Source organism: Amycolatopsis sp. cmx-4-83, from assembly GCF_046548815.1.
Lineage (GTDB): Bacteria > Actinomycetota > Actinomycetes > Mycobacteriales > Pseudonocardiaceae > Amycolatopsis > Amycolatopsis pretoriensis_A.
Genome location: NZ_JAEBEF010000003.1, coordinates 462,778 through 489,465, shown reverse-complemented (window position 1 = coordinate 489,465; position 26,688 = coordinate 462,778). Strand labels below are relative to the sequence as shown.

At 71.4% G+C, this 26,688-nt stretch carries 20 protein-coding genes; 11 read left to right on the top strand and 9 right to left on the bottom strand.

The window, feature by feature from the left end; genetic code table 11:
• Positions 1-81 precede the first annotated feature (81 nt).
• Positions 82-3,060: a BTAD domain-containing putative transcriptional regulator gene (locus tag ACLJQM_RS11735; RefSeq protein WP_410631374.1), complete on the top strand. Its 2,979-nt coding sequence runs from the start codon at positions 82-84 to the stop codon at positions 3,058-3,060.
• Here ACLJQM_RS11735 and ACLJQM_RS11730 read toward each other — a convergent pair.
• Positions 3,044-3,832: a Calx-beta domain-containing protein gene (locus tag ACLJQM_RS11730; protein ID WP_360778249.1), complete on the bottom strand. Its 789-nt coding sequence runs from the start codon at positions 3,830-3,832 to the stop codon at positions 3,044-3,046. The genes ACLJQM_RS11735 and ACLJQM_RS11730 overlap by 17 nt on opposite strands.
• A 465-nt stretch (positions 3,833-4,297) precedes the next feature.
• Between ACLJQM_RS11730 and ACLJQM_RS11725 the strand changes: the two genes are divergently transcribed.
• Positions 4,298-5,362: a sodium:calcium antiporter gene (locus ACLJQM_RS11725; protein ID WP_410631202.1), complete on the top strand. Its 1,065-nt coding sequence runs from the start codon at positions 4,298-4,300 to the stop codon at positions 5,360-5,362.
• Positions 5,363-5,523: 161 nt separating this feature from the next.
• Here ACLJQM_RS11725 and ACLJQM_RS11720 read toward each other — a convergent pair whose 3' ends face one another.
• Together ACLJQM_RS11720 and ACLJQM_RS11715 are read right to left on the bottom strand one after the other, a co-directional pair.
• On the bottom strand, positions 5,524-6,711 hold the full coding sequence (locus ACLJQM_RS11720) for an oxygenase MpaB family protein (protein WP_410631201.1): 1,188 nt from the start codon (positions 6,709-6,711) through the stop codon (positions 5,524-5,526).
• A gap of 120 nt (positions 6,712-6,831) precedes the next feature.
• Positions 6,832-7,074 carry a hypothetical protein gene (locus tag ACLJQM_RS11715; protein WP_360778258.1) on the bottom strand — a complete coding sequence of 81 codons (243 nt, stop codon included), beginning with the start codon at positions 7,072-7,074 and terminating at the stop codon, positions 6,832-6,834.
• 582 nt (positions 7,075-7,656) lie between these two features.
• On the opposite strand from ACLJQM_RS11715, the gene ACLJQM_RS11710 reads away from it, so the two are divergent.
• Positions 7,657-7,926 (top strand): hypothetical protein, encoded by a 270-nt coding sequence (locus ACLJQM_RS11710; protein WP_410631200.1) that lies wholly within the window; start codon positions 7,657-7,659, stop codon positions 7,924-7,926.
• A 134-nt stretch (positions 7,927-8,060) separates the two neighbouring features.
• Here the strand turns inward: ACLJQM_RS11710 and ACLJQM_RS11705 are convergent, their stop codons facing one another.
• Complete coding sequence (locus ACLJQM_RS11705) at positions 8,061-8,708, bottom strand: class I SAM-dependent methyltransferase (protein ID WP_410631199.1); 648 nt, start codon at positions 8,706-8,708, stop codon at positions 8,061-8,063.
• A gap of 133 nt (positions 8,709-8,841) precedes the next feature.
• Here ACLJQM_RS11705 and ACLJQM_RS11700 point away from each other — a divergent pair, with 133 nt between their 5' ends.
• Positions 8,842-9,879 carry an alpha/beta fold hydrolase gene (locus tag ACLJQM_RS11700; protein WP_360778266.1) on the top strand — a complete coding sequence of 346 codons (1,038 nt, stop codon included), beginning with the start codon at positions 8,842-8,844 and terminating at the stop codon, positions 9,877-9,879.
• Between the two features lie 152 nt (positions 9,880-10,031).
• Here the strand turns inward: ACLJQM_RS11700 and ACLJQM_RS11695 are convergent, their stop codons facing one another.
• Together ACLJQM_RS11695 and ACLJQM_RS11690 are read right to left on the bottom strand one after the other, a co-directional pair.
• Complete coding sequence (locus ACLJQM_RS11695) at positions 10,032-10,301, bottom strand: DUF1883 domain-containing protein (protein ID WP_410631198.1); 270 nt, start codon at positions 10,299-10,301, stop codon at positions 10,032-10,034.
• Positions 10,302-10,436: 135 nt separating this feature from the next.
• Positions 10,437-10,811 (bottom strand): RNA polymerase sigma factor, encoded by a 375-nt coding sequence (locus ACLJQM_RS11690; protein ID WP_410631197.1) that lies wholly within the window; start codon positions 10,809-10,811, stop codon positions 10,437-10,439.
• Positions 10,812-11,034: 223 nt separating this feature from the next.
• Between ACLJQM_RS11690 and ACLJQM_RS11685 the strand changes: the two genes are divergently transcribed.
• Entirely contained in the window at positions 11,035-11,457 is a 423-nt protein-coding gene (locus ACLJQM_RS11685) for a hypothetical protein (protein WP_410631196.1), read from the top strand.
• 32 nt (positions 11,458-11,489) lie between these two features.
• Positions 11,490-11,795, top strand: coding sequence for a hypothetical protein (locus ACLJQM_RS11680; protein ID WP_410631195.1), 306 nt, complete (start codon positions 11,490-11,492; stop codon positions 11,793-11,795).
• 41 nt (positions 11,796-11,836) lie between these two features.
• Here the strand turns inward: ACLJQM_RS11680 and ACLJQM_RS11675 are convergent, their stop codons facing one another.
• Positions 11,837-12,754: an NUDIX hydrolase gene (locus ACLJQM_RS11675; protein WP_410631194.1), complete on the bottom strand. Its 918-nt coding sequence runs from the start codon at positions 12,752-12,754 to the stop codon at positions 11,837-11,839.
• A gap of 178 nt (positions 12,755-12,932) precedes the next feature.
• The gene (locus ACLJQM_RS11670; protein WP_410631193.1) at positions 12,933-15,848 is read right to left on the bottom strand and encodes a helix-turn-helix domain-containing protein; all 2,916 of its coding nucleotides are present in this window, start codon (positions 15,846-15,848) and stop codon (positions 12,933-12,935) included.
• 640 nt (positions 15,849-16,488) lie between these two features.
• Between ACLJQM_RS11670 and ACLJQM_RS11665 the strand changes: the two genes are divergently transcribed.
• Together ACLJQM_RS11665 and ACLJQM_RS11660 are read left to right on the top strand one after the other, a co-directional pair.
• Positions 16,489-19,488: an AfsR/SARP family transcriptional regulator gene (locus ACLJQM_RS11665; RefSeq protein ID WP_410631192.1), complete on the top strand. Its 3,000-nt coding sequence runs from the start codon at positions 16,489-16,491 to the stop codon at positions 19,486-19,488.
• A gap of 1,109 nt (positions 19,489-20,597) precedes the next feature.
• Entirely contained in the window at positions 20,598-22,190 is a 1,593-nt protein-coding gene (locus tag ACLJQM_RS11660) for a peptide chain release factor 3 (RefSeq protein ID WP_410631190.1), read from the top strand.
• A 6-nt stretch (positions 22,191-22,196) separates the two neighbouring features.
• On the opposite strand, the gene ACLJQM_RS11655 is transcribed toward ACLJQM_RS11660, so the two are convergent.
• Positions 22,197-22,580, bottom strand: coding sequence for a MerR family transcriptional regulator (locus tag ACLJQM_RS11655; protein WP_410631373.1), 384 nt, complete (start codon positions 22,578-22,580; stop codon positions 22,197-22,199).
• A gap of 427 nt (positions 22,581-23,007) precedes the next feature.
• Between ACLJQM_RS11655 and ACLJQM_RS11650 the strand changes: the two genes are divergently transcribed.
• Genes ACLJQM_RS11650 through ACLJQM_RS11640 form a run of 3 tightly spaced genes read left to right on the top strand, consistent with a single transcriptional unit; the run spans position 23,008 to position 26,509 of the window.
• Positions 23,008-23,532, top strand: coding sequence for a PadR family transcriptional regulator (locus ACLJQM_RS11650; protein WP_410631188.1), 525 nt, complete (start codon positions 23,008-23,010; stop codon positions 23,530-23,532).
• Positions 23,529-24,218, top strand: a complete 690-nt coding sequence (locus ACLJQM_RS11645) for an ABC transporter ATP-binding protein (RefSeq protein ID WP_410631186.1) — start codon at positions 23,529-23,531, stop codon at positions 24,216-24,218. Before ACLJQM_RS11650 ends, ACLJQM_RS11645 begins: the two co-directional genes overlap by 4 nt.
• Positions 24,218-26,509, top strand: coding sequence for an FtsX-like permease family protein (locus ACLJQM_RS11640; RefSeq protein ID WP_410631372.1), 2,292 nt, complete (start codon positions 24,218-24,220; stop codon positions 26,507-26,509). Before ACLJQM_RS11645 ends, ACLJQM_RS11640 begins: the two co-directional genes overlap by 1 nt.
• Positions 26,510-26,688 lie beyond the last annotated feature (179 nt).

Genomic DNA, 26,688 nt, shown 5'->3' with positions numbered 1-26,688 from the left:
CTCCTTCGCGCTGGTTACGCTCGCTGAGCGGTGGTGCCGCGCGGGAAGGAGCGGGGGGTGTCCCAACCCGGGGAGCTGCGCGTGCTGGGGCCGGTCGAAGCGGTGGGGCCGGCCGGGCCCGCGACCCTGCACGGGACGCGGCAGCGAGTCGTGCTCGGAGTGCTGGCGCTGCACGCCGGCACGGTGCTGCCGATTCCGCGGCTGATCGACGTCCTGTGGGGCGAAGACCCGCCGCGCACCGCGGTCAAGACCCTGCACAGCCATGTCGCCCGGCTGCGCCAGGCGCTGGAAAGCTGCGGGTTCCCGGCCGTCCTGGTCACCCGGGAGCCGGGTTACCTGCTGACCGTCCCGCCGGTGGCGGTCGACGCGCACCGCTTCGAGCAGCAGCTCCGCGCGGGCGCGGCGGACCTCGCGGCCGGCGCCGTCGAGCGGGCGGCCACCACCCTGCGCGCCGCGGTCACCCTCTGGCGCGGGGACGCCTTCGCCGACGCGGAGCCGTCCGGCTGGGGCCGGCGCGAGGTGGACCGGCTGCACGAACTGCGGCTGGGCGCGGTGGAAGACCTCTGGGACGCCGAACTGCGGCTGGGGCACCACGAACAGGCCGTCCACGAGCTGCCCCGGGTGCTCGCCGCCGCGCCGACCCGGGAACGGCTGACCGGGCTGCACATGCTCGCGCTGTACCGCTGCGGGCGGCACACCGACGCGCTCGACGCCTTCCAGCGGCTGCGGCGGCGGCTCGCCGACGAGCTCGGCGTCGACCCCGGCCCCGAACTGCTGGCCCGCCACACGGCGATCCTGCGGCGGGACCCCGGCCTCGATCTGCGCCCGGTCGCGACCGGGCCCTCGCAGCTACCCGCGGGCGTCGGGCACTTCACCGGACGCGAAGCCGAGCTCGCGGCTCTCGACGCCGTGCTCGACGAGCCCGAACGGCCGGTGGTGGTGCTCTCCGGCGCGGCGGGTATGGGCAAGACCGCGCTGGCGCTGCACTGGGCGCACCGGGTCGCGGCCCGCTTCCCGGACGGCCGGCTGTTCCTCGACCTGCGCGGCGAGGATCCGGACGAGCCGCTACCCGGCGCCCTGGCGCTGACGCACCTGCTGCGCGGCCTCGACGTGCCCGAAGAGAACATCCCGGGCGATCAGGCCGGGCGCTCCGCGCTGTACCGATCGCTGCTGCACGGACGCCGGTGCCTGGTCGTGGTGGACAACGTGGCCGGCATCGAGGACGTCCTGCCGCTGATCCCGGGTACCGGTTCGGCCCTGCTGGTCGTCACCAGCCGGCAGCACCTAGCCGCGCTGGGCACCCGCCACGCCGTGCGCCCGATCGCCCTGGACGCCTTCGGGCACGCCGAGTCCGTCGCGTTGCTGGACCGGGTGCTGGGCGGCGAGCGGGTGCGGCGCGAGCGGGGACCGGCCGCACGGGTGGCGCGGCTGTGCGGCGGGATGCCGCTGGCGCTGCGCATCGCGGCCGCCCGGCTGGTGGGCGCGCCGGAACGGCCGATCGCCGAGCTCGCCGCTGAGCTGGCCGGGACCGGTCGGCTGGAAACCCTCGCGGTGGAGGGGGATTCCCGCACGGTCCGGGCGGTGCTCGCGACGGCCTACCGTCCCTTGGCCGTCGCGCAGGCCAGGTTCTTCCGCCGGGCCGCCCTCGGCCCGGGGGCCACGTTCAGCGCCGCACTCGGCGCCGCGCTCTGCGCGGTGGCGGGCACCGACGGCGACCACGCCGCGGCCGGGCTCGCCGCCGCGCACCTCGTCGCGGCCGCCGGCGCGGGCCGGTTCCGGTTCCACGACCTGATCCGGGAGTTCGCGCGGCAGTGCGCGCGGGCCGACGAGCCCCCGGCCGCCCGTGCGGAGGTCGCCGACCGGCTCGTCGACTGGTACCTGGTGGCCGCGGCGGCGGCGAACCGGGCCATCGACCCGAACCGCGACCTGGTCACGCCGGTCCCGCGGTTCGCCGCGCCCGAGGTCCCGGTCGGCGCCGACCGGCACGCCGCGCTGACCTTCCTCACCGCCGAGCGCGACAACCTGCTGCCTGTCGTGCGGTTCGCCCGCGAGCACGGCCGCGCCGAGGCCGCGTGGCAGCTGACGTACCTGCTGACCAGCTTCTACGACACGGCCGGGCACTGGCACACCCGCGTCGAGCTCTGCCGCGAGGGTGCCGCCGCCGCGGCCGGGCTCGGCGACCCGCTGGCCGAGGCGGAGATGCTGCGGGCGCTAGGCGTCGCGTACTTCATGACCCGGCGGCTGCCGGAGGCGCTGGAGACCAACGCGGCCGCGCTGCGGACGGCGCAAGCCGCCGGGGACGTCCAGGGCGAAGGGCACATCCACAACAACACCGCCAACGCCTACGCCGAACTGCGCCGCTTCGACGAGGCCGTCGCCGCCCACCGGCTGGCGGTGGCCCGCAACGCCGCGGCCGGCAACGACCTCGGGCACGCGCTGTCCCAGCGGAACCTCGGCCACACCTACGTCCGGATGGGCCGGGCCGCGGAGAGCTTGGAACCGCTGACCGCGGCGTTGTCGACGTTCCGCACCCTGGGCAACGCACGGCTGGAAGCCGCCACGCTCGACACGCTCGGCGAGGCGCACCTGCAGCGCGGGGACCACCGCACAGCCTTGGCGCACCTCGGTGAGGCCCTCGCGGTGAGCCGCGTGCTCGGCGACCGCTGGCTGGAGTGGGAGTCGCTGCTCGACACCGGCCGGGTCCACCTGAGCCGAAGCGACTTCACCGCCGCGTCGGACCACTTCGGGCAGGCCCTGGACCTCAGCCGCCACGTCGGCGACCGGCACGGCGAGGCGGCCGCGTTGGAGCACCTCGGGCGGGCGCGGCTCGGGACGGGCGACCTGGCCGCCGCCCGCGAGCACCTGGAACGCGCGCTGGCCGTGCGGGCCACGGTGCCCGACGGTTACGAGCAGGCGCACCTGCACCGCGACCTCGGTGACCTGGCGGCGCGACTCGGCCGGCCCGCCGACGCGGGCCGGCACTGGGCCACGGCCGCCGCGTTGTACACCCAGGCCAACGCGACGGCCGAGGCCCGCGAGGTGGCTAACCGCCGGGCTTGATCGTCACCTCCGACCGCGCTGTGCCGAGCTTGCCGGCCGACGGGCTGAACAGCTCCAGCACGAACCGGGACTCGCCCTGGCCGGGCTTGGGGGTCAGCAACTCGACCACGGCGCTGCCGGCGGAAGCGCCGGCCGGGATCGTCACCGTCGCGTCCTTGACCGGCACGTACGCCGGTTCGCCGGTGCCGACGGGCAGGGTCCGGTAGTGCACGGTCACCGGCGCCTCGGCGGGGCCGCCGAGGCGCACCCCCACCGCGCAGACCTTCCAGCAGATCTTGCCGCCGTCGGTGGAGACCACGACCGGGGGCCCGACGGCGCCGTCGTCGTCCAGGATCCCGCCCGCGGCCAGGTCGTCGGCCAGGACCAGGCCGACCGGATCGGACAGGCGCAGCAGGAACGGCTCGTTCGGCTCCCCGGCGGCGTCCTTGACGACCTGGACGGCGACGGTGCGCGGGCCGGAGTCGCCGGTCCAGCTCAGCTTTCCCGCGGCGGGCTCGTAGTCGGCCGGGCTGCTCGCACCCGGTGAGCCGTCCGCGGTCCGGTAGGAGACCGAGCCGGTGGGCGCGCAGCCCGCGGCCGCCGTGACGGACACGGTGAACGTGAAAGTGGTGGAGGCCGGGCCGGGCTCCCCCACAGCCGGCGTGCCCTCGTAGAGCGTCCGGTCGGCGACCGCCACCGACGCGGGCCCGCAACCGGCGACCACAGCTCCCGCAGGCGCGGCGGTACCCAGTCCGAGCATGAGCAGGCCGACCACGAGCACCGCTGATCTCATCGAAGTCCCCTTGCGTCCGGGCCCGCGGAGCAGCGCGCCACCCGGCATGCGTACCGCACCCCGGTTGCAGCCGGGTTGTGGCCGGGTGACGGGCCGCCACGGTCCCGCGTACCGACAAGCGCGGACGGAGCTCGACCCGGCCGGAGCCCGGAACGCTGCGGGGCCATCCGGGCAGCCCGCGCCGATCGACGCCCGGGGGACGGCCTTGCGCCACACCGGACCGGATCGAAACCGGCCACGGGAGCAAGCCCGTACCGCGCGGTCCGGCGAGCCGCCTGGGGATTCGTGGCCGTGACCACCGAGTCCGAGCCGGAGCGCTTCGGGATCACCCGCACCACGAGCAGTGGCGCGCCGTGGGCGTCCGCGCGCTGACCCCGGCGCGCGCCGGGACGTGCAAGGACGCTTCCACGGGGGTAACCCGAACCGAGCCCGCTGCCCACGCGGCGCTGTCCCGGAGGAGGTTGTGTGTCGAGTCTGTCGCTGCCGTTGCTTTTGCTGATCTTCGCCGGAGCGGGGGCAGCGATCTGGATCGCCGGGACCTCGTTGTCGAACCAGACCGACGTGCTCTCCACCCGGCTGCACCTCGGGTCCGCGCTCGGCGGGCTGATCCTGCTGGCGGTGGCCACGAACCTGCCGGAGATCGCGATCGTGGCGACGGCGTCGCTGTCGGGCAACATCGGGGTCGCGGTCGGCAACGTTCTCGGCGGCATCGCCATCCAGACCGTCGTCCTGGTCGTGCTCGACATCGCAGGCGTACGGGGTGACCGCCCGCTGACCTACCGCGCCGCGTCACTGGTCCTGGTCCTCGAGGCACTGCTGGTCGTCGCCGTGCTCGCCGTCGTCATCGCCGGCACCCAGCTGCCCGCCAACCTCATCGCCTTCCGGCTGACCCCGGGCCCGGTGCTCATCGCCGTGCTGTGGGTCGCCGGGCTGTTCCTGCTGCGCCGCGCCGGGCGGTCGCTGCCGTGGCACGAATCGGGGCAAGCACCCGACGGGCAATCCCGCCCGCGCGGGCACAAACGCCACCACACCGAGCAGCAGGCCAGCGCAAAAGGCACGAGCACCACCAAGTCGGCCCTGATCTTCGCCGCCGCAGCCCTGGTCACCCTGGTGGCCGGCGTCTTCCTGGAACGCAGCGGGGACGCGATCGCCGACCACACCGGGCTGTCAGGAGTGCTGTTCGGTGCCACGGTGCTGGCCGCCGCGACGTCACTGCCCGAAATCTCCACCGGCCTGGCGTCGGTCAAGCACGGTGACTACCAGCTCGCGATCAGCGACATCTTCGGTGGCAACGCATTCCTGCCCGTGTTGTTCCTGGCCGCCACCCTGCTGTCCGGCAAAGCCGTCCTGCCGCAAGCACAGAACACCGACATCTACCTCACCGCACTGGCCATGCTCCTCACCCTCGTCTACGCCGCCGGCCTCCTCTTCCGCCCTCGGCGACGGCTCGGCCGGCTGGGCCTGGACTCCCTGGTCGTGCTCACCTTGTACGTGCTCGGGCTGGCCGGCCTGTTCGCCATCGCCACCTGACCGAACGACGGCGGACGTGCGAAGCGGCCAGAGTCGTCAACCCGAGCAGCCGCTCAACCGTGGGGCGGCCACTACGCGTTCGCGACGGCGTCCGAGCGGGCCGAGCCCGCCGGGTGCTCCACGTCGGCTTCCCCCGAGCCCGCACGGTTCGTTCTCCCTGCTTACCGGCCTTCCTGCTCGACGCCTGAAGACGGCGCTCGCCGGACGGGGCAAACACCGGCGGCGAGCCACTTCTCCCGCAAGCCCGCCGGGATGTCCAGCGTAGTCGGCTGACCGTTGGTGAGTGTGCGCACGCTTCCGCCGAGCAGCAGGGTTCCCGCCTTGTCGAGCACCGCGGTGGCGGTCCGGCTGCGGTCTTCCGACCGTTCGAGCAGCCGCATCAAGCGCGTCCCGGCACCGACCACCCGGCTCCAGCCCCGCGAGCGCGGCACCTCGAGCCAGTCGGCGACCTCCGGGGTGACGACCTGGCGGACGACCGCGGCGGCCACCCCGTCGAACGCCTTGCCCGGGATCATGTCCTCGTACAGCCGCAGGAGGTTCCGGGTCAGCTCGATGCCCTCGGCCGAGGGCCCGTAGGTCGCCTCGACCAGTTTCGCGTTCAGCTCCCGGGCCTCGGCCAGCGTCTCCGGCATTGCCTCGGCCGGGATGCCGAGCATCGCACCCGTCACGCGCCAGACGTGGTAGTAGTCCTCCGCCTCGCGTTCGGTCACGGAAATCCCGATCCGGCGCATGCCGTCGATGACCTGGACCGAAAAGATGAGCAGCGCACCCAGCATGTCCTGCTGGCACAACGGCACTCCCTCCGCCGCCGCGTCCCACTCGCCGGAGCGGGTGATGAAGTACCGGACGGCGGCGTGGATGAGCCGCGTCTTCTGGATCGCCGGCACGAACCCGCCACCGGAGCCGAACGGCGCGGGACCCATCATGTTCAGCACGAACTGCGAGGTTTCCGACAACCGCCGGTGCGGCTGGTTCAGCCGGTGGGTCAGCGACAGCACCCGGGACGGCCGCGGCTGGGCGTAGCAGTTCACCATCGCCCCGAACGACAGCACCGAAGCAACGTGCACGCCATCGTCGACGAAGAACTCGTACGCGCCCGCGACTCGATCGAGGTCGGCCCACTCCGGCGGGACGTCCGTGGCGACGAGGTAGCGGCGCACCGACTCGGGCAGGTTCGCGGGAATGGGCTGGTCGTTGTCCCGGAATTGTGCCAGGACCTCGTTGACCACTCCGGTCTGGCCACTGGCCACCAAATCCGCGATCACGGCGTCGGGGAGCGGGTCGCCGTGGAACTTCAGCTTTTCGAAGACGGCCGATCCGGCCGCCGTGGTTTTTCGGGTTTCCGGCACCGGCTGATTCTCGGCGCGCGGAGAAATGCGCGGCTAGCGCCATCCGGGGACGACCGGCCCACGAACCAGTGACCGTCCCGATCACTTTCCGTCGACCAGCTCGGGAGTGGAGGGACTCGGTCACCGGGTGCCACGATCACCCGGCGGATCCTCGAACGAGGTACCCGGCAGCAAGCCTTCGGCCGATCGACGACCACCGGGCAGAACCTCGCCTTCAGCCGCGAATTCAGGCAGGAGCGCAGGCGCGGGTACCGGTGTGTCGTCGTCACCGGCAACCTCCACCAGGTCGTCGGCGCATCCACCGCCCTCTGCCACTGGCCCCGCGCCACCACCCGGGAGTTCGCCGCCATCCTCGTGCAGCACCGCCTGATCACCTTGAGCGTGCCAGGACTGCTCGCCATTGCCGGCTTCCTGGCCGCCCTCCCCGGACCGGCCGGGTGGATGAAGCTGCTCCTGTTCGCCGGAGAGGGCCGGCCGGAGGGTGATGCCAGCACGGTCCTCCGCCCTGCTGCTGAGCCGCGGTCCGCCCGCAGCGGATCAAGCAGCCGGCCAAGCCGATCACCCTCGTTCCCGGCTCTGTCGAGGCCGGGCGCCCGCTGACCCGGCTGCGCCTACGACAAAGCCGTCGCCATCCGCGTCGGATACCCGTTCCGCTCCACCGACAACCCGAGGCACTGCAACGATTTCACCGGATCGGAGCTGGTGCGCGAGCGGCGAGTTCGCGCACCGGCCCCTGCTACCGTGCGTCCATGACCGTGATCCACCGGGTCCACCGCACCGTCGCGGTCCACCCCGGCCTGTTCTTCCTCGCCTACGTCAATCCTCGACCGTGGCGAGATCTGCGGCTTCGGGCTCAACGGCATCGCGTTCGTCAGCGCGTTCCAGTCCCACCTCGTCACCGCCGACGTGGAAGTCGTCGCGCACCCGTTCGACGCGCCTGCCTCGATGGACGCGCCGCACGTCCGGACCCACAGCGGCACTTTCGCCTTCACGGGCGAAGGGATGCGGTTCGAGAACCCCGACGAAACGCAACCCGGAACCCGGTTCACCGTGCCGCTGTCCGGACAGCGCGACGTCGTCGTAACCCGCCGCCTGCTGGTGTCGCCGTCCTCGTTCGCCCCGCCGCACGACGACCCCAACCCCAGCGGACTGGAACACTGGACGATCACCGTCCTACCCGGACACGCCGACACCCACGGCCGGGCCGTCGGCTGAGCCGCCGGGCAGGACTCGCCCGGGGCCGGTCATCGCGGACGAGCGACCATTCTGCGTGAGCGCCCCGAACGGCATCGTGAGCCCACACCGGTTCGGGTGACAGCCGCCGGCCGATCGGCCACCGGCGACGGTGGTCACCGGGCCGGTGTCGCCGTCCCGATGATCAGCGGGTGCACCACCGAAGGCATCCCCCGCCACCGCGCTGTGCTCATGTCCTCGATGTCGAACCGCTGCTTGAGCAGCGCGACGGTGTCACGATCGCACCGGCAGCCCTGCGCGAACGCCGCCCACGGCCCCGCCAGGCGCGTCTGCCTGCGCGCCAGCTTCGGGTCCTCGGCTCGCACGTGCTCGCAGAACAGCAGCCGCCCACCGGGCCGCAGCACCCGCGCGAGCTCGACCAGTACCCGATCGACGTCGGGCACCGTGCAGAGGACCAGCGTCGACACGACCGCGTCGACGCTGGCGTCCGCCATCGGCAGCGCGTCCGCCGGGGCCGGCACCGGCCGCATGCCGACGCGGCCCGCCACGCGCTTTTCGAGTCGCCGGTACATCGCCGGGACGGGCTCGGTCAGCACGACCTCCGCCGTCGCGGGGTAGTGCCCGACGTTGAGCCCGGTCCCCGCCCCGATCTCGACCACCCGGCCCTGCACGCGCCGCAGCAGTTCCCCACGCCGGCCCGCCAACCCGAGCCGCTCGCCCCGGCGCAGGAACGGTTCGTACAGTGCCGCCCCGAACCGTTCCCGGAGCCCGTCCCGTGCCCCCACGCTGTCCCCTCCGGTCATCGTTCCTCCTCCACACCGCCGATGCGCTGCAGCACACCAGCCGCCGGCCACCCACCGCATCACCCGCTCGTGCCATTCCGGGGACTGGCCGGAACGGGCCACGCCCGGCCGGGCAACGGCCTACGCTCGACGAATGCCGGAACAAGACCAGGTCGTGCGGTTCACCAGTGGCCCGGACGACCGCCCCCTCGCCTGGGCGGCCTTCGGCGCGGGACCGCCGCTGGTCGTCGGCGGCTGGTGGTGCGGGCACCTCGAACTGGACTGGCAGAACCCGTTGTTCCGCCGGTTCGCCGACCTGCTCGGTGACCGGTTCACCCTCGTCCGCTACGACCGGCCCGGCGTCGGCATGTCCGACGACGCCGGGCCGCTGGTCACTTCGCTCGCCGAAGAAGTGGCCGCGTTGCGCGCCGTCGTCGACGCCGCCGGGGAGAAAGTGACCCTGTTCGGCGGTTCGTCCGGCGGCTGCGCCGCGATGGCCTACGCGGCGGCCCACCCCGACCGCGTGGAGCGGCTCGTCCTCTACGGCAGCTACGCCCGCGGCACCGAGATCGCCACGGCGGAAGCCCGCGATTCCCTGCTGGCGGTCGTCGGACGGCACTGGGGCGTGGGGTCCCGGGTGCTCGCCGACCTGTTCCTGCCGACCGCGACCCCGGCGGAACGCGACGAGTTCGTCCGGTTCCAGCGCGCAAGCCTCACCGCGGAGACAGCGGCGCGCTCACTCGCGGCGGTATACGAGTTCGACGTCCGAGACCAGCTGGGCACGATCGAGGTGCCGACGCTCGTCCTGCACCGCCGGGACGACCGCGCGATCCCGTTCGCCCTGGGCCGGGACGTCGCCGCCCTCATCCCGGGCGCCACCTTCGTCCCGCTCGACGGCACCGATCACCTGCCTTGGCGCGGGGACGTGGAAGGGCTCGTCCGCGCCGTGCGGGAGTTCCTCGGCGCCGGCCGGCCCGCCCGCCGGGCCGGCTCGCCGCGCCGCGAGCTCTCCGAACGCGAACTCGACGTGCTGCGACTGGTCGCGCAAGGGTTGAGCGACCAGGAGATCGCGCGCCGGCTCGGGATCAGCGCCCACACCGCGCACCGCCACGTGTCGAACATCCGCGGCAAGCTCGGTGTGCCGTCGCGAGCGGCGGCCGCCGCGCACGCCGCCACCGCCGGGCTGCTCTGACTCAGCTCGGGGTCGCGACGCGCGATACGAGCGCCCACCGGGCGAGGCCGCCGGCAGGCTACGTCCGGATCATCGGACCAATAGCCGTTCTCGCCGAGACGGCGGAATCCGGTGGTGCGAGGCAGCACGCTGGTGCTTCACGGGACAGGCGTTCACGAGAGGATCGTGACTTCGACTCGGAATCGGCTCGCCTGCAGACCTTCCGTGTCCACGACGACATACCAATGCCCATCGACGGGAACCCTGACGTCGAAGGGCCGCCGGGTCGCGACCCCGCCGATCATGCGATAGGCGATTCTCTTGGTGTAAGCGTCGATATTGGCTTTCGTCATCAGCCGAACGTTCGCCACAACGTCCAGCTCAACGCGAACGGTGGTCGACCTGCTCAGCCACCCGAGGTCGAAGACGGACCCGTCAGACACCACAGCAACCCCCCGGGGGACACCAAAGTCCTCCTCCGCTCTGCTTTTTCAACCGGAGGGTGAGCGAAACGCATCACGCGCTTCGAACGTCGAGAACGCCGATTCCACTGTTACACCGCTGAGCGCGTCAGAAATTTACGGCCGCGAACTCCGTCGTTTCTGTCCAACGGCGTCGAAAAACGACTCCGGTAACGGAAGTGGCGGCGATCCGACGCGTCCTCGACGGCCCGCGAGGGCGTGGCTGAGTATCCCGAGGAACCCGCGGTGGGGACACAGCGGATGCCGCAGGTCGCGCCACGCCGCGCAGAAGACCTCGACCACCCGGCGCTCCACCTCGAACGGGTCGACGACGCGAGAATTGATCATGTGGGTCACCGCCGGGCAGTACCGCTGCACCAGCTCCCCGAACGCCTCGACGTCCCCCGCCCGGGCCTGGCGTTCCAGGTCGTAGTCACTGCGCTGGGCGGGCCGGACGGGCGGCCGCAAGACCGTTTTGCGCTCGACGCGCACAGCCCGTCACCGCCCCCGGCCGCGAGCGCCGGCAGCACGGCCGTCACGGCCACGCGCCGGCCTGCAGGTCTGTGACCTTCTGAGTTCCCTGTCGTGATTTGTTCCTCCCACCAAGATCACTTTGGGCGCGGCTTCCCGCCACTGCAACACGTTGCGCTCAGCAGGGCGACGCTCATCCGGGGGAAACGATGTCTGCTCCCCGGCACCCGGCTGGCGTGACCGGGTGAGCACCGAAAGCCACGATGCCGCCGATCCCGGCTCCGAGCCCGCGCCGCAGCGCGCCGGCTCGCACTGGTCGGCCCGCGACAGCGAGATCCTGCTCGATGGGCTCCGCACCGGGATCCCCCTCGTCGACCTGGCCGTGTCCCTGCAACGTCGGGTCAGCGCCTTGCAGGCCCGCTGCAAGAAGATGCTTCCGCCGCACCTGCAGACCACCGTGCTGCGCGCCGACGCCGACGTGGTGCTGCGGGGCCTGCTCGCTGCCGACCCGGACTTCGACGTCGAAGCCAACCTCGACCGCACCACCTCCCGGCGCCGGCATCACGCACGGGAGGAGATCCTGACGCAGGCTGGAAAGACGGTCGGCCGCTGGCCGAGCTGGTCACCGCGGCGGCGGCGTCCGAGACCGAGATCGCCGGGCGGCTGATCCAGCTCGGGCTGGCGGCCGACAGCCTCGCCGTGGCCGAACGGCTCGGCTACACCCCCGGCGGCGCCCTGGACCTGCGCTGCCGGATGATGCGCGACCGCGCCGCCGCGAGCGTCTGGGTCCTGGTCGTCGACGGCCTCGAGGACGGCCGTCACGTCTCCCTGCACCCGACGCGCGGGGCCGCGTGCGACCACGCCGACATGATCATCCCGACCGAGGACGTTGCTGCCGACGCTGTCGTCGCCACCGTGGCGCAGCGGGCGATCGGATCGTCCCAGGGCCCGGTCGAGATCATCAGGCAGCGGCAGGCGCCGGCCGCGGCCGCCTCCGACGGCTGACCGGCGTCGCGGTCCGGCTCGCCGCGGATTCGGGCCCGTGGTCAGGCGAGGGCGGCGAGCAGGCCGCGCCGGTGATCGGGCCAGAGCCGGTGCAGCACGTCCTCGTGCAGCTCGTCGACGCCGACCCAGCGGCCGCCAGTACCGCCCGGAAGCGCCGGGCGCGCACCCGGCCCGAGGTCGACGTGGACGGTGTAGGTGCAGGTCCAGGCATTCAGGGTGTGCGGGCTGCTGATCGGCCGGATCGCGCGCACGATCCGCATCCGCGCGCTCGCCGGCACCCGCAGGCCGGTCTCCTCGCGGACCTTGCGGGCCGCGGCGGTGACGATCCCGCCCGCGGTGACCGTCCGGTCGCCGGCACGCCACTGCGCGGGCGTGCGATCTTCGTCGGCCGGGACCGCGTACCCGCCGGTCAGGCACGGGATCCGGCCACGGTCGGTGTCGCGGGTGGTCAGCAACACGACCCCACCGGCGGTGACCACGGCGTCGACGACCGCGGTCTCCCCCAGCCACCAGGCGAAGCCCAGCCCGACCGGCAGGCCGATCCGGACGTCGGCCAGCAGCTGCGCGTGGTGCGGGTGCAGCGGCCGGCCGTGCTGGTCGAGCACCCAGCCCCGCGACCGGAAGTACTCCTGCAGCCCGGCGCCCACCTGGACCGGGCGGTCCCCGGCCGTGGTCGGGAACTCCGGATCCGCCGCCGCGGCCGCTGCGCAGCGGCGGTTCGGGTGGCCGACGGCGTCGAAACCCGGCGGAACTTGCGCCGGGGTGCCCGGCGCGCCGGGCAGGTAGCCCGGGCTTGTGGCGTGCAGCGGGTCGCCGTAGCCGGGCTGGCGGGTCTCGCCGACGTAGCGCGCGAACTCCGCGAGCGTCCGCTCGGGGTAGGGCCGCCCGGGGCCGTAGCCCGGACCCCAGCGGTTCTCGTCGGGCAGCAGCTGACCATCGAGGTCGAGGTTCGGCGTCATAACCTGAAGCACAACGTACCCAGTTTGACACGGGGAGTAGTTTCCTGTTTCCTCCTCGAACACGGAAACCGCCAGGACTGCGCAAGGGAAGCACGCCCGGATCGCCGGTGCGAACCCGGCGGCTTCACCCACTGCGGGTCGCGGCACCCACGTCCCAGGCACCGGGACGCCCGTGTCGTCAACACGGAGACGAGTACGAGACACCCGGGAAGTAGTGAGCCCGGACCTCCGCGGGCAACTCGTCACCGCCCGCGCACAACTGCGCGATCGAGTCGGCCGGGTCGAACTGCCAGCGCACCAGCGTGAGTTCGTTCCCGTGCCGGAAGACGACCCCGAGTAAACCATCCCGAGCAGCCGTCAGGCGAAAATCAGAAGATTTCGCGCCGCCGGTCCTGAATCTGGCGATCAACTTCGGACTCGCAATTTCCCCGATGTTCCAGACCGAGGTGAAGCTGCCATCCGTCGTGACCACTTGATCCGGATTGAGGTCCGTGACGATGCCCAGCGCAGGCACGAATCCATCAGGAAGGACGAATCTCCCCAACGCAGCCGGATTCTCCTTCTTCGACAGGTCCCACACCGAGTAGGCGAACTTGCCCACTCCGGTGGTTTGCGTGAGCACCGCCCGCCGGCCGCCCAGCGGGAAGCCCAAGTCCGTGAAGGACCAGTTGTGATTCCCCCGAAGACTCGAGATGACCCGAGGTTGCCCATGGTCGAGAGTCATCAAGTCGACGGATTGATCTGACACATCCGGAACCGAAGCGGGATTGTTCGCTATCGTCCGCCCATCTCCGGCGAATTTCACCCCGAGGCCGGCGACGCCTTCCAAAACCCGGACACGCACCGGGTTCGCCGGGACCGCCAGGTCCCATATCACGGGCGGGTGATCCTTCAACGCCGTTTCACCGGTCGGCGACTCGGGAAAGAAACCCGTAATCATGTAACGACCATCCGGCGACCAGTCCCCCACCACGGAAGCACTGGGCAATGTCGCCGACTTCTTCGGTTCGCCCGACTCGTTGCCGAGGTCCCAGATCTCCAAGGATCCGCCCGGTACTGCGACAGCGAGAAACCCCCCATCCGGACTGAATCTTTCATCCTTTACCACACCAGCGCTCCGGATGGTGTACTTCTTCTCCGGATGCCCTCGCCCGTCGATGGCGTATATCGTCGTCGCGCGCAACGTCTCGTCGAGCAATGCCAAGGTGCGGGCACCACTCGAGATGGTGACTCTCCCCTGCGGGAGCTTACTGCCTTGCGCCATTGCCTCCGCGCTGACCAATGCTTCCCGGGTCTCCTGGGATGGCCGCAATCGGTGGGCGGCGAGAGCCAGCTGAGCGGCCAGCTTCGGATCACGGGGGATGAGATCCATGGCGGCGGTTGCAGCTCGGAGGGCCAAGGCCGCGTTTCGTTCCTCTGTGGCCCTGCGCTCAGCGTCGACAGCGAAAGTCAGCGCGGCGGAGGCCAGCAGCGCGACAACGGTCAGCAGCACGATCAACACGTTCTGGCGCTGGATTCGCCGGCGGCTCGCCGATTCCCGGCGGTCTCGGGCAGAGGTGCAGATCTCGAGGAAGTCGTGCTCCCGGCTGGTCAGCTCATGGGATCGCGCAGCCCAGTCGGCGATGACGGCCAGCCGGTTGCCACGGAGCAGGAGCGCGGGATCACGGTGGTGGATTTCCCAAGCGGTGACGCTGTCACTGAGTTCGCGATGGATCCGGTGGCCCTCGCGATCAGCGTTGAGCCAACGCTGCAGCCGTGGCCACGCACCGATGAGGGCTTCGTGGGTGATCTCGACTGTATCCCGGTCAAGGGTCACCAGACGAGCGCCACCGAGGACGCCGATGACGGTGTTCGTGTCGGGGTTGTCCTCGATTTCATCTCGAGCGAGACGGCGTCGGGTATCCTCGGTGTTCTCTCCGGAGACGACCAATCGCTTGAAAAGGCGTTCAGCCAGGTGCTGCTGCTGCGTCGTCAGTCCGCCGAAAATAGTCTCCGCGGTCCGGACGAGCGCGCCGTCCAATCCACCGGCCGCTTGGAACCCGGCGAGGGTCAAGGTGTTCCCCTTGCGCCGGCGCCACGTCTCCAGCAGTGCGTGCGACAGCAGCGGCAGCACACCGGCTTGTCCGTGGGTGTGCGCGACCAGCACGCTGAGCAGGTCGGCCTCGACCGCGCAGCCGGCACTGGTCGCGGGCCGGGTGATCACCCGCCGCAGCTCGTCCGCCGTCATCGGCCCCACGGTGATCTGGGCGTCTTGCAGAGCTGCGACCAAGGCTTCGTGCTGGGCGCAGTGCGCGTAGAAGTCCGCGCGCACCCCGAGGACCACCCGGCATCGCGTTCCGGCCGACGTGGCGCCGAGCAGCAGCGCCAGGAACGCAGCCAGCTCGTTCCGGTCGGCGCAGAGCGTGAAGATCTCCTCGAGCTGGTCGACGACGATCACCACCTCCGCCGGGTGGGGCCGGTCGAGCAGCACCTGGTCGCAAAGCGACGACACGGCGCGCGGATCAGCCGAGATTTCCGCTTCGACCACGGACGCCGTGGTACCCAGCAGCGGGGCGAGCCGCAGCGCCAGTTCCTTCAGCGGGTGCGGGCCAGGTGTGAACAGCACAACCGGTCCAGCGTCGGCCATCGACACCAGCTCGGGAACGAGCCCGGCGCGCAGGATCGACGACTTCCCTGAACCAGAGGGCCCGAAGATGGCCAAGAGGCGCTGACGCCGCAGCCTGCCGAGCAGGTCGCCGACCAGCCGCTCGCGCCCGAAGAACCGGTCGGCGTCCGAGGGACCGTAAGGTGCCAGCCCCACATACGGCGCGTTCGCGGTGGGCGTGTCGTCCTGTTCGGCAGCGCCGTCGTCGAGCTCGGCTGCGACAGCGTGCCAGCGGCGTTCCCACTCGTCCCGATCGCCGTCGCAGGCGGCGACGTACGCCAGTGCGACCGTCAAGCTGGGCAGCCGCCGGCCGCCGGCCGCATCAGACAACGTCGTCGAGGAGAAGTGAGCGCGCTTCGCCAGTTCGCGGTACGGCAGGCCGCCGGCGGCTTGCCGTAGTTTCCGCAGGCCGGCGGCGAACTCCGTGAGAGCGGAACCGTCCAGGTCCAACGGTCGTTCCGCACGTGGCATGGCTTGACTCACCCTCCCCCGGGTCGGTTGCTCCTCGTCCGGACGACCTCGCCGGACGACCAGCCCGCGTCGGGGCTCTGCGGGACGTCGCGGCCAGCTGCCCGGGAACAGCCGTCAGTTCGGCGATCGCGCCGACCGGACCCGCGCCCCATCCGGCTGTCCTGCGAACTCCTCGCTCGTGGCCGATGGTCCCGGCACGTCCAGAACTACATCGACGAGCCGTCCCCCTGCCTCCGAGCGCTCGCCTTCGCCGGGGCAACGCGCGACGCGCACAGCCCGGCGGTCGTCGGTGACGCCGGGGTGGCGCCGCGTGTCCTCATGATCGGTTGTGGTGGAGCCGGCACCCAGCGCCCCCTCGGCGGTGGGTGCCGTCCGGCGGTGTAGCGCGGCTGGGTTTCCCGGCGCCGAGGGCCAGGCGCCGGACTGCGACATCCAGGTGTTCAGCCATGCGCCCAGGCTGCCCGAAGTCTGTATCCGTCCGATATCCACGCGCGGGTAACGGTGGATATCGGGATGGCGAGCGGCCGTTCGCCACGCTGAGCGGGGAGGGCTTCGGTCCCCGGGCTCGACTGCCATCGTGTGCGCGCAGCCTTGTCCCGGTCGCGTGGATAATCCAGGAGTGAGCGAGATCAGCATCGACGTACTCGGACCTCTCGAGGTAAGGGTCGATGGCGCGTCTCGCACGCTCAGCGGATATCGCCAAAAACGGCTGCTGGCGTTGCTCCTCCTCCGAGCGAACACGACCGTGTCACCCGATCAGGTGATCGACGTGCTCTGGGACGACGACCCTCCCGCGACGGCTCGAAGCCAGGTGCGCAACGCCGTCTCCAGGCTTCGGCGTGATCTCGGCGGCGCCGGTGCCACTGTCATGACCGACTCCGGCAACTACCGCCTGTGCATCGACGACGACCAGGCTGACGTCCTGCGGTTCTCCCGCGCGGTGAAGCGCGCCTGCGAACTGGCCCGCGCCGGCGCGAACGACGACGCCATCGATGTGGTGCGCGCGGGCCTGTCCCTTTGGCGGGGTACGGCGTTCGCCGGACTGGACGGCCGAGAGTTCGAAGCTGCTGCGGCATCTTTGGCCGCGCAACGGCTCGCGGCCCACGAACTGCTGATCCACCTGCGGGTGACCACCGGCGATACAACTGGTCTGACCAGTGAACTGTCCGCGCTCACCGACGAGTACCCGACCAGCGAGCCGTTCGTCGCGCACCTGATGAGCGCGCTGTGCCGTGAGGGAAAGCAGGCGGACGCGCTGCGGGCCTACGAGCAGCACCGAGACCGGTTGGCCGACGAACTCGGCGTCGACCCCGGCCCGGAGTTGCGCGACCTGCACGAACGCGTGTTGCGCGGCGACATCGCGCTGGCGACGACGCCGGCCACCCAACACGTGGCCGCAGCCGCGGAACCTCGATCCCTGCCGCGCGACCTCCCGGACTTCACCGGCCGTCACGACGAAGTCCGCGATCTCGTGGAGCTGGTGGAGAAGGCCTCCGAGACCGCCGTGGTCATCTCGGCGATCGACGGTATGCCCGGTATCGGGAAGACCACACTGGCCGTGCGAGTCGGTCACCTGACCCGCAGCCGATTCCCCCATGGGCAGCTTTTCGTCGACTTGCACGGCCACACCCCCGGTCGGCGGCCGTTGGAGCCGGACGCGGCACTCGACGTGCTGCTGCGCGGTGTCGGCGTGCTACCCGAAAAGATCCCCGAGGGCGTGGACCTCCGCGCGGACCTGTGGCGCTCGGTGATGGCCGAGCGGCGGATGCTTGTCGTCTTGGACAACGCAGCCGACACCGCGCAGGTGCGTCCCCTGCTCCCCGCCTCGCCTCGCGTGCGGGTGCTGGTGACGAGCAGACGTCGGCTCACCGTTCTGGAGAGCGCGTCATCACTCTCGATCGACGTGCTGCCACCAGGCGAAGCCGAACAGCTGTTCTGCCGGGTCGCGAACAGGCGACCTGCCGATGGGCCGGTCGCCGACGTGGTGGCGCTCTGCGGCTACCTGCCGCTCGCCATCCGGATCGCCGCCTCGCGGTTGCGCAGCAGACCACGGTGGACGGTCTCGCACCTGGCGGACCTTCTGCGCGACGAAAGCCGTCGGCTGGCCGAGCTGGCCGCGGAAGACCGCAGCGTCCGCTCAGCCTTCGCCGTTTCCTACGACAACCTCTCCGCTTCCACGCAGCGGTCCTTCCGACGCTTGGGCCTGCTACCCGGGGGCGACTTCGGTGTACCCGCCGCCGGCGCCGCCTTGGGCGTCGCACTGCCCGACGCACGCGAGACCCTTGAAGAGCTGGTCGATGTCAACCTGCTCGTGAACCGGGCTCCCGACCGGTACCTGTTCCACGACCTACTGCGCCAGTTCGCCCGCTCGCTGTGCTCCGACGGTGAACGCACCGAGGCGATCGGTCGCGTCGTGGAGTACTACCTCGACCTCGGCCACACCGCCGAACGAGTGGCGCACCCGGTGGGGAATGACGAGAGGGGGCCCAGCCGTCACCCCCTGCCGGACATGCGCAACGCACACGACGTGCGATCGGTGATCGACACCGAGCACCTCACCATCGCCGAGCTGATTCACCTGGCCGGCGAGTCCGGTCTGTCGGAAGAGACCGCCGAGCTGGCGTCGTTGTTCGGGCCGGTTCTGCAGCGACAGGGCTACTTGGACGAGGCGCTGGCCGCTTATGAATCGGGCCTCGAGGTCGGCTCTCCGGAGGTCAAGGCCGACCTGTACCGAGGCCTCGGCAAGTCCCTGATCACCGCTCGTCGCTTGGACGCAGCGCTGCGTGCGCTACACGCGGGGCTCGCGCTCGAACAAGAGCTGGGTGACGACCGCGGAGCCGGTCGCGCGCACAGCAACCTCGGGATCGCGCACTTCCGGCTGGGCCGTTTTCTTGAGGCGCGCACCAGCTTCCGTTATGCACTCACGCTCCTGGGTGAGGTCGGAACGCCATTCGACAAGGCCGCCGCACTGATCAACCTCGCGGCCACTCACATCGCTCTCGGCGACTACGACGACGCCATCTCCGCCGCCACGAAGGTGCTGGCGCAGGACCCCGTTTTGGGCAACCCGCACATCAAGGCGGTGGCCTTCTACAATCTCGGCCACGCCCAGCTCCGCCTTGGAGACATCGACGCTGCGCTGCAGAACCTCGAAAAATCGATGACGATCAGCCGCGAGATCGGCGCGACCGAAATCGAGGGCCGCAACCTCTACACCATCGCGGACAGCCACCGCCAACGACGCAACTTCACCGCCGCCCTCGATGGGGCCCGCGCGGCACTCGTCCTCGCCCGCCGCATCAGAAACCGCGACATACAAAGTCACGCGCTCACGGTTCTCGGGCAAACACACCTCGACCTCGATGCCCCGGCTCTGGCCTCAGAATGCTTCCACGAATCACTGAGACTCACCGCCGACGATGGTGACAACTCGACCGAAGCCGCAGCTCACGACGGCCTCGCCCGCATCGCACACGACGAGGAGGACCTACCCCGCGCGAAACGCCATTGGGAAGCGGCATTGACCCGCGCTCAAGCCGGCGGCCTCCCTGCCCGCGAGCACTATCAGCGCAATCTGGCGAACCTCGGCACCGAGGCCGGCCGACGGGCAGAAGCTTGAGCAGTAACACCGCCCCGCAGCTGGACGGGGAACTGTCGACCACCGCCCGGCGCTGCCGCTGATCGGGGATCTGTCCCCGGTACGGTGCGCACGGCTGCGGCGCGGGGCGTGGCATCGCAGGACCTCTCCGCCCGCACCACGGGTGCTGCGCCACCGGCACCACCGGCCGGGCGTCTCCTCGATGACTCAGGCGTGGCGACGGTGGAGGATGTCCAGCGCCGGCAACCGAGGACGCCCGGAACGACGCGTTCGCATCGTCGTTCGTGCGTACCACCGGCGGGCGGAGCGCAGTCCCACATCTCCGGCCGACAATCAGAAACCACCCGCTCGCCCAGGTGCTCGAAGACGTAAACCCGCCCACCGTCGCCGACGCTTCCGGTGTTTCGGAGTGGTCCGGTCCCACCAGGCGACGGTCTTGCGGAGGTAGTCCATCGCGATGGTGCCGGTCGGCTCGGTGGTGACGTCCGCGTCTGGTTGTGTGCGCATACGAGGCGGAATGATCAATGATCGGAGTGCCCGGCAACCTGACCACCGAGCCGCTTCGACTATCTGGACCAGGGCGTTCGCCGCCCGGAAGCGCTGGGGAATCGTCGGCGAGCACGCGGTAGCCGCCTGGGACCGCAGTCTTCGCCACGTGCCCCGGAGTCAGGTGCGCGAGGCCGGCCGTCACAGCCCGTCCAGCTGGCCGCCACGACTCCCCCTCGCGACGCCGACCCAAAGGGAGACTCACCTGCAGAGATCTCACCTGTGTCAGCTGTGACGGATGCGCCGGAACGGGCCACAGCCGTCACAATTCGGCCGCTCGCGGCGCCGCTCTGGCGGACGGCGGGTCGGGCGAGGGTTGGCTCGGCTTGATCACGACACCTGCTCGGTTCGCAGGGATGCTCCTCGGCTCGACGACGGAGTCGGGCAGCGGTGGTCCCGGCGAGCCGGCGGCACGGGAGGCACCTTCGGCGGCAACGCTCACCTGGCGTCAGGTGGGGGTCGGGCTCGTGGCGGCAGCCCGATGCCGGTTGAGCAGGGTGCTCTCCCCTGAGCACAGTGACCCTACACTACTCTTACGTCAGGGTAGATTTACGAGGTTGCGAGGACGCGTGACTGCAGGACGAATGACGTCAGGCCGGACCGGCGACGTATCCCGGGAAGCGCGGCGCCGGCGCACGTTCGCGGTCATCAGCCACCCGGACGCGGGCAAGTCGACGCTGACCGAAGCGCTCGCCGTGCACGCGAAGGTGCTCGCCGAAGCCGGCGCGGTGCACGGCAAGGCCGGCCGGCGCGGTGTGACCTCGGACTGGATGGAGATGGAGCGCGCCCGGGGTATCTCGATCACCTCGGCCGCGCTGCAGTTCGCCTACGGCGAGACCGTGATCAACCTGGTGGACACCCCAGGGCACGCCGACTTCTCCGAAGACACCTACCGGGTGCTCTCGGCGGTCGATTCCGCGGTCATGCTGCTGGACGCCGCCAAGGGGCTGGAACCGCAGACGCTCAAGCTGTTCGACGTCTGCCGCTACCGCGGGATCCCGGTGATCACGTTCGTCAACAAGTGGGACCGGCCCGGCCGCGACGCGCTCGCGCTGTGTGACGAGCTGTCCGAGCGGATCGGGCTGGCCGCGATGCCGGTCACGTGGCCGGTCGGCCCGGCCGGCCACCTCCGAGGCGTGCTGGACGTCGACCGCGCCGACCTTCTCCGTTACCTGCCCGCGGGTGGTGACGCCGCGCCCGAGGTCCGGCTGGACCGCGCGCAGGCCGAAGCGGAGCTCGGGCGGGAGTGGCTGCGGGCCCGCGAGGAGGTGGAGCTGTTGCAGGCCAGCGAAGGCGAGTTCGACGCCGCCCGGTTCACCGCCGCCACCGCGACTCCGGTGCTCTTCGGCGCCGCGGTTCGCGGGTTCGGGGTCCGGCGGCTGCTGGACCTGCTCGTCGACCTCGCCCCGGAGCCCGCGCCCCGCCGGGACGTCGAAGACCGTGTCCGCCCGCTGGACGCGCCGTTCTCGGCGTTCGTGTTCAAGGTGCAAACCGGCATGGACCCCGCGCACCGCGACCAGGTGGCGTTCGCCCGGGTCTGCTCCGGGGTGTTCGAACGCGGCATGGTGGTCACCAACGCCACCACCCGGCGCCCGTTCGCGACCAAGTACGCCCAGCAGATCTTCGGCCAGGAACGCTCCACAGTGGACACCGCGTATCCCGGCGACGTCGTGGGCCTGGTCAACGCCACCGCACTGCGGGTGGGCGACACCCTCTACAGCGGCAAACCCCCGGTGCGGTTCCCGGGGCTGCCCAGTTTCGCTCCGGCGCACTTCGCCGTCGCCCGGCCGGCCGACATCGGCCGCGCGAAACAGTTCCGCAAGGGGGTGGAGCAGCTGGGCGCCGAAGGGGTCGTGCAGGTGCTGCGCTCGGACCGCCGCGGCGACGCCGCACCCGTCCTGGCGGCGGTCGGGCCGATGCAGTTCGAAGTGGCCGCGCACCGGATGGAGCACGAGTTCACCTCACCGATCCGGCTGGAGCACCTGGCCTACCACGCCGTGCGGCGGCTCGCCGATCCGGCACAGCGGCCGCTCGTCGACGCCGGTCGGCGCAGCGAGGTCCTCACCCGGCTCGACGGCACGGACCTGGCCTTGTTCGGCGAAGAGATGGATGTTCGGCTGCTGCAGCGCGGACACCCCGAACTGGTGCTGGAACCCCTGGTCGCCGAAGGCGGCTGACGCCCGTCAGCGCACCGGATGCCCCGCGCCCGCGGCGCGGGACGTGCGCAGCAGTGCGGCGAACTCCTCGGCGGTGGCCAGCTTCGCGCGCAGCTCGGCGCAAGCCTTCTCGGCCGTCTCGCTGAACCCCTCAAGCCGAGCCTGGGGATCGTCGATGTGCGGGCCGCCGGGGACGGGGTCGAGGATGGCGAGCAGGTCGCGCATCTCCTCCAGCTGGAACCCCAGTGGCTTCATCCGCTTGATCAGCAGCAGCCGGCCGACGTCCGGCTCGGTGTAGAGCCGGAACCCGCCCTGGCTGCGGGCGCTCGGCACGACGAGGCCGACTTCCTCGTAGTAGCGGATCGTGCGCAGCGACAGCCCGGTGCGTTCGGCCACCTCGCCGATCTGCATCTGCTCGCCCACGCCGGATCCCTTCCTCCGCCTGGCCGCCAACGGTAACGCACCCGCACCACCGGGGACCGGCATGACAGCCAACACTACTCTCACGTAAGGGTATGATCAGCTTCGCCGCCGCTCGGCCGGCTGGCCGAGCGCTGCTCCGACCGGGTCCTGATCATCACCACGGTGGCGGCCCTCGCCACGCCGGAGCAGGCCGGCTCTCACCGGGCTTCACCCACCGCGCGGTACGGGCCCTCGCTCGGCGCGAACGGGCATCCGCACTCCCGAAGCCTGTTTCGACCTGCACGGCCCGGCTCGACCAGCCATCGTCCCGTGATCCGCGGGGATGACCTGCTTCGCGGTGGTATACACACGGGGTATACACCTCATGTATAGTGGCGCCATCCCCGGAAACCCGGGTCAAGGAGGCACCAGGAGAATGTCGGTTCCCCACACCCTGCTCGCGTTGCTCGAACCCGGGCCGCGGCACGGCTACGACCTGAAACGCGCGTACGACGAGCAGTTCGGGCACGATCGCCCGCTCGCCTACGGCCAGGTCTATTCGACGCTGTCCCGGCTGCTGCGCAACGGCATGGTCGAGGTGGCGGGCGTCGAGAGCGGCGAGGGGCCGGAGCGAAAGCGCTACACGATCACCGACGCGGGAGTCACCGACGTCGAGACGTGGCTGCGCACGCCGGAGAACCCGCAGCCGTACCTGCAGAACACCCTCTACACAAAGGTGGTGCTCGCGCTGCTGTCCCGGCGCAGCGCTTCCGACGTGCTCGACGTCCAGCGCGCCGAACACCTGCAGGTGATGCGTGAGCTCACCAAGCGCAAGAACGGGGGCGACCTCGCCGATCAGCTGATCTGCGACCACGCGCTCTTCCACCTCGAGGCGGACCTGCGGTGGCTGGACCTCACCGCCGCGCGCCTCGGCGAACTCGAGAAGGCGGTGCGCGCATGACCGGGCCGGGAACGCCGTTGCTCGTCGGCAACGGGCTGCACAAGTCGTTCGGTCCGACACGGGCGCTCGACGGGGCGGCGCTGTCCGTGTCGGCGGGGGAAGTGCTCGCGATCATGGGCTCGTCCGGTTCGGGTAAATCGACGCTGCTGCACTGCCTCGCCGGCATCGTCCGGCCGGACGCGGGCACCATCACCTACCGCGGGGCCGACCTCGTCGAGATGGACGACCGGGGGCGGAGCGCGTTGCGGCGCACCGAGTTCGGCTTCGTGTTCCAGTTCGGCCAGCTCGTCCCCGAGCTGTCGTGCCTCGAGAACGTCGCGTTCCCGCTGCGGCTGACCGGGACCAGGCGCAAGCAGGCCGAGGCCAAGGCGGCCGAATGGCTCGCCCGGCTGGAGGTCGACGGACTGGCGAAGCGCCGGCCCGGGGACGTGTCCGGCGGGCAGGCGCAGCGGGTCGCGGTGGCGCGGGCACTGGTGACCGGGCCGAAGGTGGTCTTCGCGGACGAGCCGACCGGCGCGCTCGACTCGCTCAACGGCGAGAAAGTCATGCGACTGCTCACCCAGGCCGCGCGGGAAACGCACGCCGCGGTGGTGCTGGTGACCCACGAGCCGCGGGTCGCGGCCTACTCGGACCGCGAGATCGTGGTGCGGGACGGGCACACGGTCGACCGGGAGCTGGTCGCGTGATGCGGGATCTGGCGCTGGGCCTCCGGCTGGCCGTCGGGGGCGGCCGGATGTCCGGCGCGGCGCTGCTGCGCCTGGCGATGACCGCGTTCGGGATCGCGCTCGCGGTCGCCGTGCTGCTGCCCGCTGCCGCGGTGCACCACCTGGCCGACGCACGGGCCGCCCGCGCGGCGGCGATCAAGCCGGTCACCGAGCCGCGCGCGGGCGTCGCCCCGCTGCTGACCTACAGCTGGTACCCGTCGGTCGGCGAGGACTTCGTCACACTCACCGCGGTCGCGGCGACCGGGCCGGGTTCGCCGATACCGCCGGGCCTCGCTCACCTGCCCGCGCCGGGCGAGCTGGTCGTGTCGCCGGAGCTCGCCGCGAAGCTGGCTTCGCCCGGCGGCGACTCGATGCGGGCCAAGCTGCCGGGGCACGTCGTAGGCCAGTTGTCGCGCGACGGCGTCGCCGACGCCGGCGACCTGAGCGCGTACTACGGGGTGCCGGCCGCGCGGATCCAGGCCGAAGGCGACCGGGGCGCCGCGGTCTACGCGTTCGGCCGGCCCTACACCGGGCTCGGGGTGCCGGCGGTCATGCTGGCCATCGTCCTGCCGATCGCCGCGGTGCTGCTGCTGCCGCTGCTGATCTTCGTGACCACCGCGTCGCGGATGGGCGCGGCGCAGCGGGAACGCCGGCTCGCCGCGCTGCGGCTGCTCGGCCTCGACGCGCGGCAGGTCAAGCGGGTCGCGGCGGCCGAGTCACTGGTCGGGGCGGGGATCGGGCTCGTGGCCGGCCTCGGGTTCTTCGCCGTGCTGCGCACGTTCATCGCCGACATCCTGCCGTTCGGCCTGCGGATCTTCCCGGAGGACTTCGTCCCGGACTGGCCGCTGGTCGTGATGATCGTGCTGCTCGTGCCCGGACTCGCCGTCGGTTCGGCGATGTTCGGGCTGCGCCGCACGATCGTGGAACCGCTCGGCGTGGTCCGCCAGGGCAAGCCGATGCGGCGGCGGATGTGGTGGCGCTGGGCGCTCACCGCTGCCGGCGTGCTGTTCCTGGCCGGCACCTTGCTTCTCGACCGCGGGAACGGCGACACAGCCGGCGGGCTGGCGCTCGCGGCGGGCAGCGTGTTCCTGCTCGTGGGCGTCGCGGCCCTGCTGCCGTGGCTGGTCGAGCGGATCGTCGAGCGGCTGCACGGCGGTTCGCCGTCGTGGCAGCTCGCGATCCGGCGGCTGCAGCTGGACAGCGGCACCGCCAGTCGTGTGGTGTCCGGCCTGGTCGTCGTACTGGCCGGCACGATCCTGATCCAGGGCGTGCTCACCTCGCTCAGCGGCAGCGTCCGGCAGCAGACCCCACCGGCCGGCGCGGCCACGGCTCCGGTGCGGGTGCAGACGACCGCCGCACACGAGGCGGAGGTCGTCCGGCTGGCGGCGTCGGCGGCCGGGGTGACCGGGACGCACCCGGCCCGGAACATCGTGATCCAGTCCGGGCAAGAGCAGACCTACGGCGTGGTCGGCGACTGCGTCGCGCTCAAGGTGGAAGCGGACGTCGGCAGCTGCGCCGACGGCGACGCGTTCTTCGTCGTGCCCGACCGGGGCGCCACCGCCCCGGTCGGCAAGGTGCGGCTGCAAAGCCGGTACCACGACAGCGAAGTGAATGGTCCTGAGTGGACAGTGCCGAGCACCGTCAAGGTCGTGCCGTCGGGCGACCCGGCGAAAGCGGCAGAGGGCCAGCTGCTGGTCACGCCGGGCGCGCTCGGCGGGCTCGCGCTGCCGGGGTCGTCGGTCGCGGTCTACGTGTCGGGCACCGGCGACCCGCGGACACTGACCGACAACGTCGCGAGGGCACTCAACTCGCTCGCGTGGAACGCCGCGGTGAGCAAGAGCGACTACCTCGACGACTTCGCCGCACGCGACCAGCGGATGGTGGAGAGCTTCCGCTCGGTGCTGATCACGGCGTCGCTGTTCGTGCTCGCGGTGGCGGCGATGAGCCTGCTGATGCTGTCGATCGAGCAGATCAGCGAGCGGCGGCGGCCACTCGCGGCGCTGTCCGCTGCCGGGGTGCCGATCGGGGTACTGGCTCGCGGATCGCTGTGGCAGACCGCGATTCCGGTGGTGGTCGGCGTGGTACTGGCGGTCGCGGCAGGGCTCGGGCTGACCGCCCCCATCCTGCGGCTGGCGGACCGATCGATGATCATCGACGTCCCGGCGCTGCTCGCACTGGCCGGCGCCACGGTGGCGGCGGTCCTGCTGGTGACCGGGTTGACGATGCCGTTGCTGCGGCAGGTGACCCGTTTGGACACGCTGCGTTCAGAGTGAGTCGGCGGCGGACGAAGAAGGCGCGAGGCTGACCGGTCGGGCTCAGGATCCGGGCGCGCCCGGATCCTGAGCCTTCGCCGACGAGCGCCTCGATCGGGGTGTCGAGCGTGAACCGGACAAGCCGAGCCGCTGCACCGGTCCGGCGGCGCGGTCCCGCCGGCCCGGTGCGAGTCGCCGGC

Excerpts from the sequence above, each read along its gene's own strand:
- ACLJQM_RS11700 (WP_360778266.1), top strand. The coding sequence starts at position 8,842 with ATGCCGGAACAAGACCAGGTCGTGCGGTTCACCAGTGGCCCGGACGAC.
- ACLJQM_RS11645 (WP_410631186.1), top strand. The coding sequence starts at position 23,529 with ATGACCGGGCCGGGAACGCCGTTGCTCGTCGGCAACGGGCTGCACAAG.
- ACLJQM_RS11710 (WP_410631200.1), top strand. The coding sequence starts at position 7,657 with ATGGACGCGCCGCACGTCCGGACCCACAGCGGCACTTTCGCCTTCACG.
- ACLJQM_RS11650 (WP_410631188.1), top strand. The coding sequence starts at position 23,008 with ATGTCGGTTCCCCACACCCTGCTCGCGTTGCTCGAACCCGGGCCGCGG.
- ACLJQM_RS11660 (WP_410631190.1), top strand. The coding sequence starts at position 20,598 with ATGACGTCAGGCCGGACCGGCGACGTATCCCGGGAAGCGCGGCGCCGG.
- ACLJQM_RS11655 (WP_410631373.1), bottom strand. The coding sequence starts at position 22,580 with ATGCAGATCGGCGAGGTGGCCGAACGCACCGGGCTGTCGCTGCGCACG.
- ACLJQM_RS11705 (WP_410631199.1), bottom strand. The coding sequence starts at position 8,708 with ATGACCGGAGGGGACAGCGTGGGGGCACGGGACGGGCTCCGGGAACGG.
- ACLJQM_RS11675 (WP_410631194.1), bottom strand. The coding sequence starts at position 12,754 with ATGACGCCGAACCTCGACCTCGATGGTCAGCTGCTGCCCGACGAGAAC.
- ACLJQM_RS11730 (WP_360778249.1), bottom strand. The coding sequence starts at position 3,832 with ATGAGATCAGCGGTGCTCGTGGTCGGCCTGCTCATGCTCGGACTGGGT.
- ACLJQM_RS11640 (WP_410631372.1), top strand. The coding sequence starts at position 24,218 with ATGCGGGATCTGGCGCTGGGCCTCCGGCTGGCCGTCGGGGGCGGCCGG.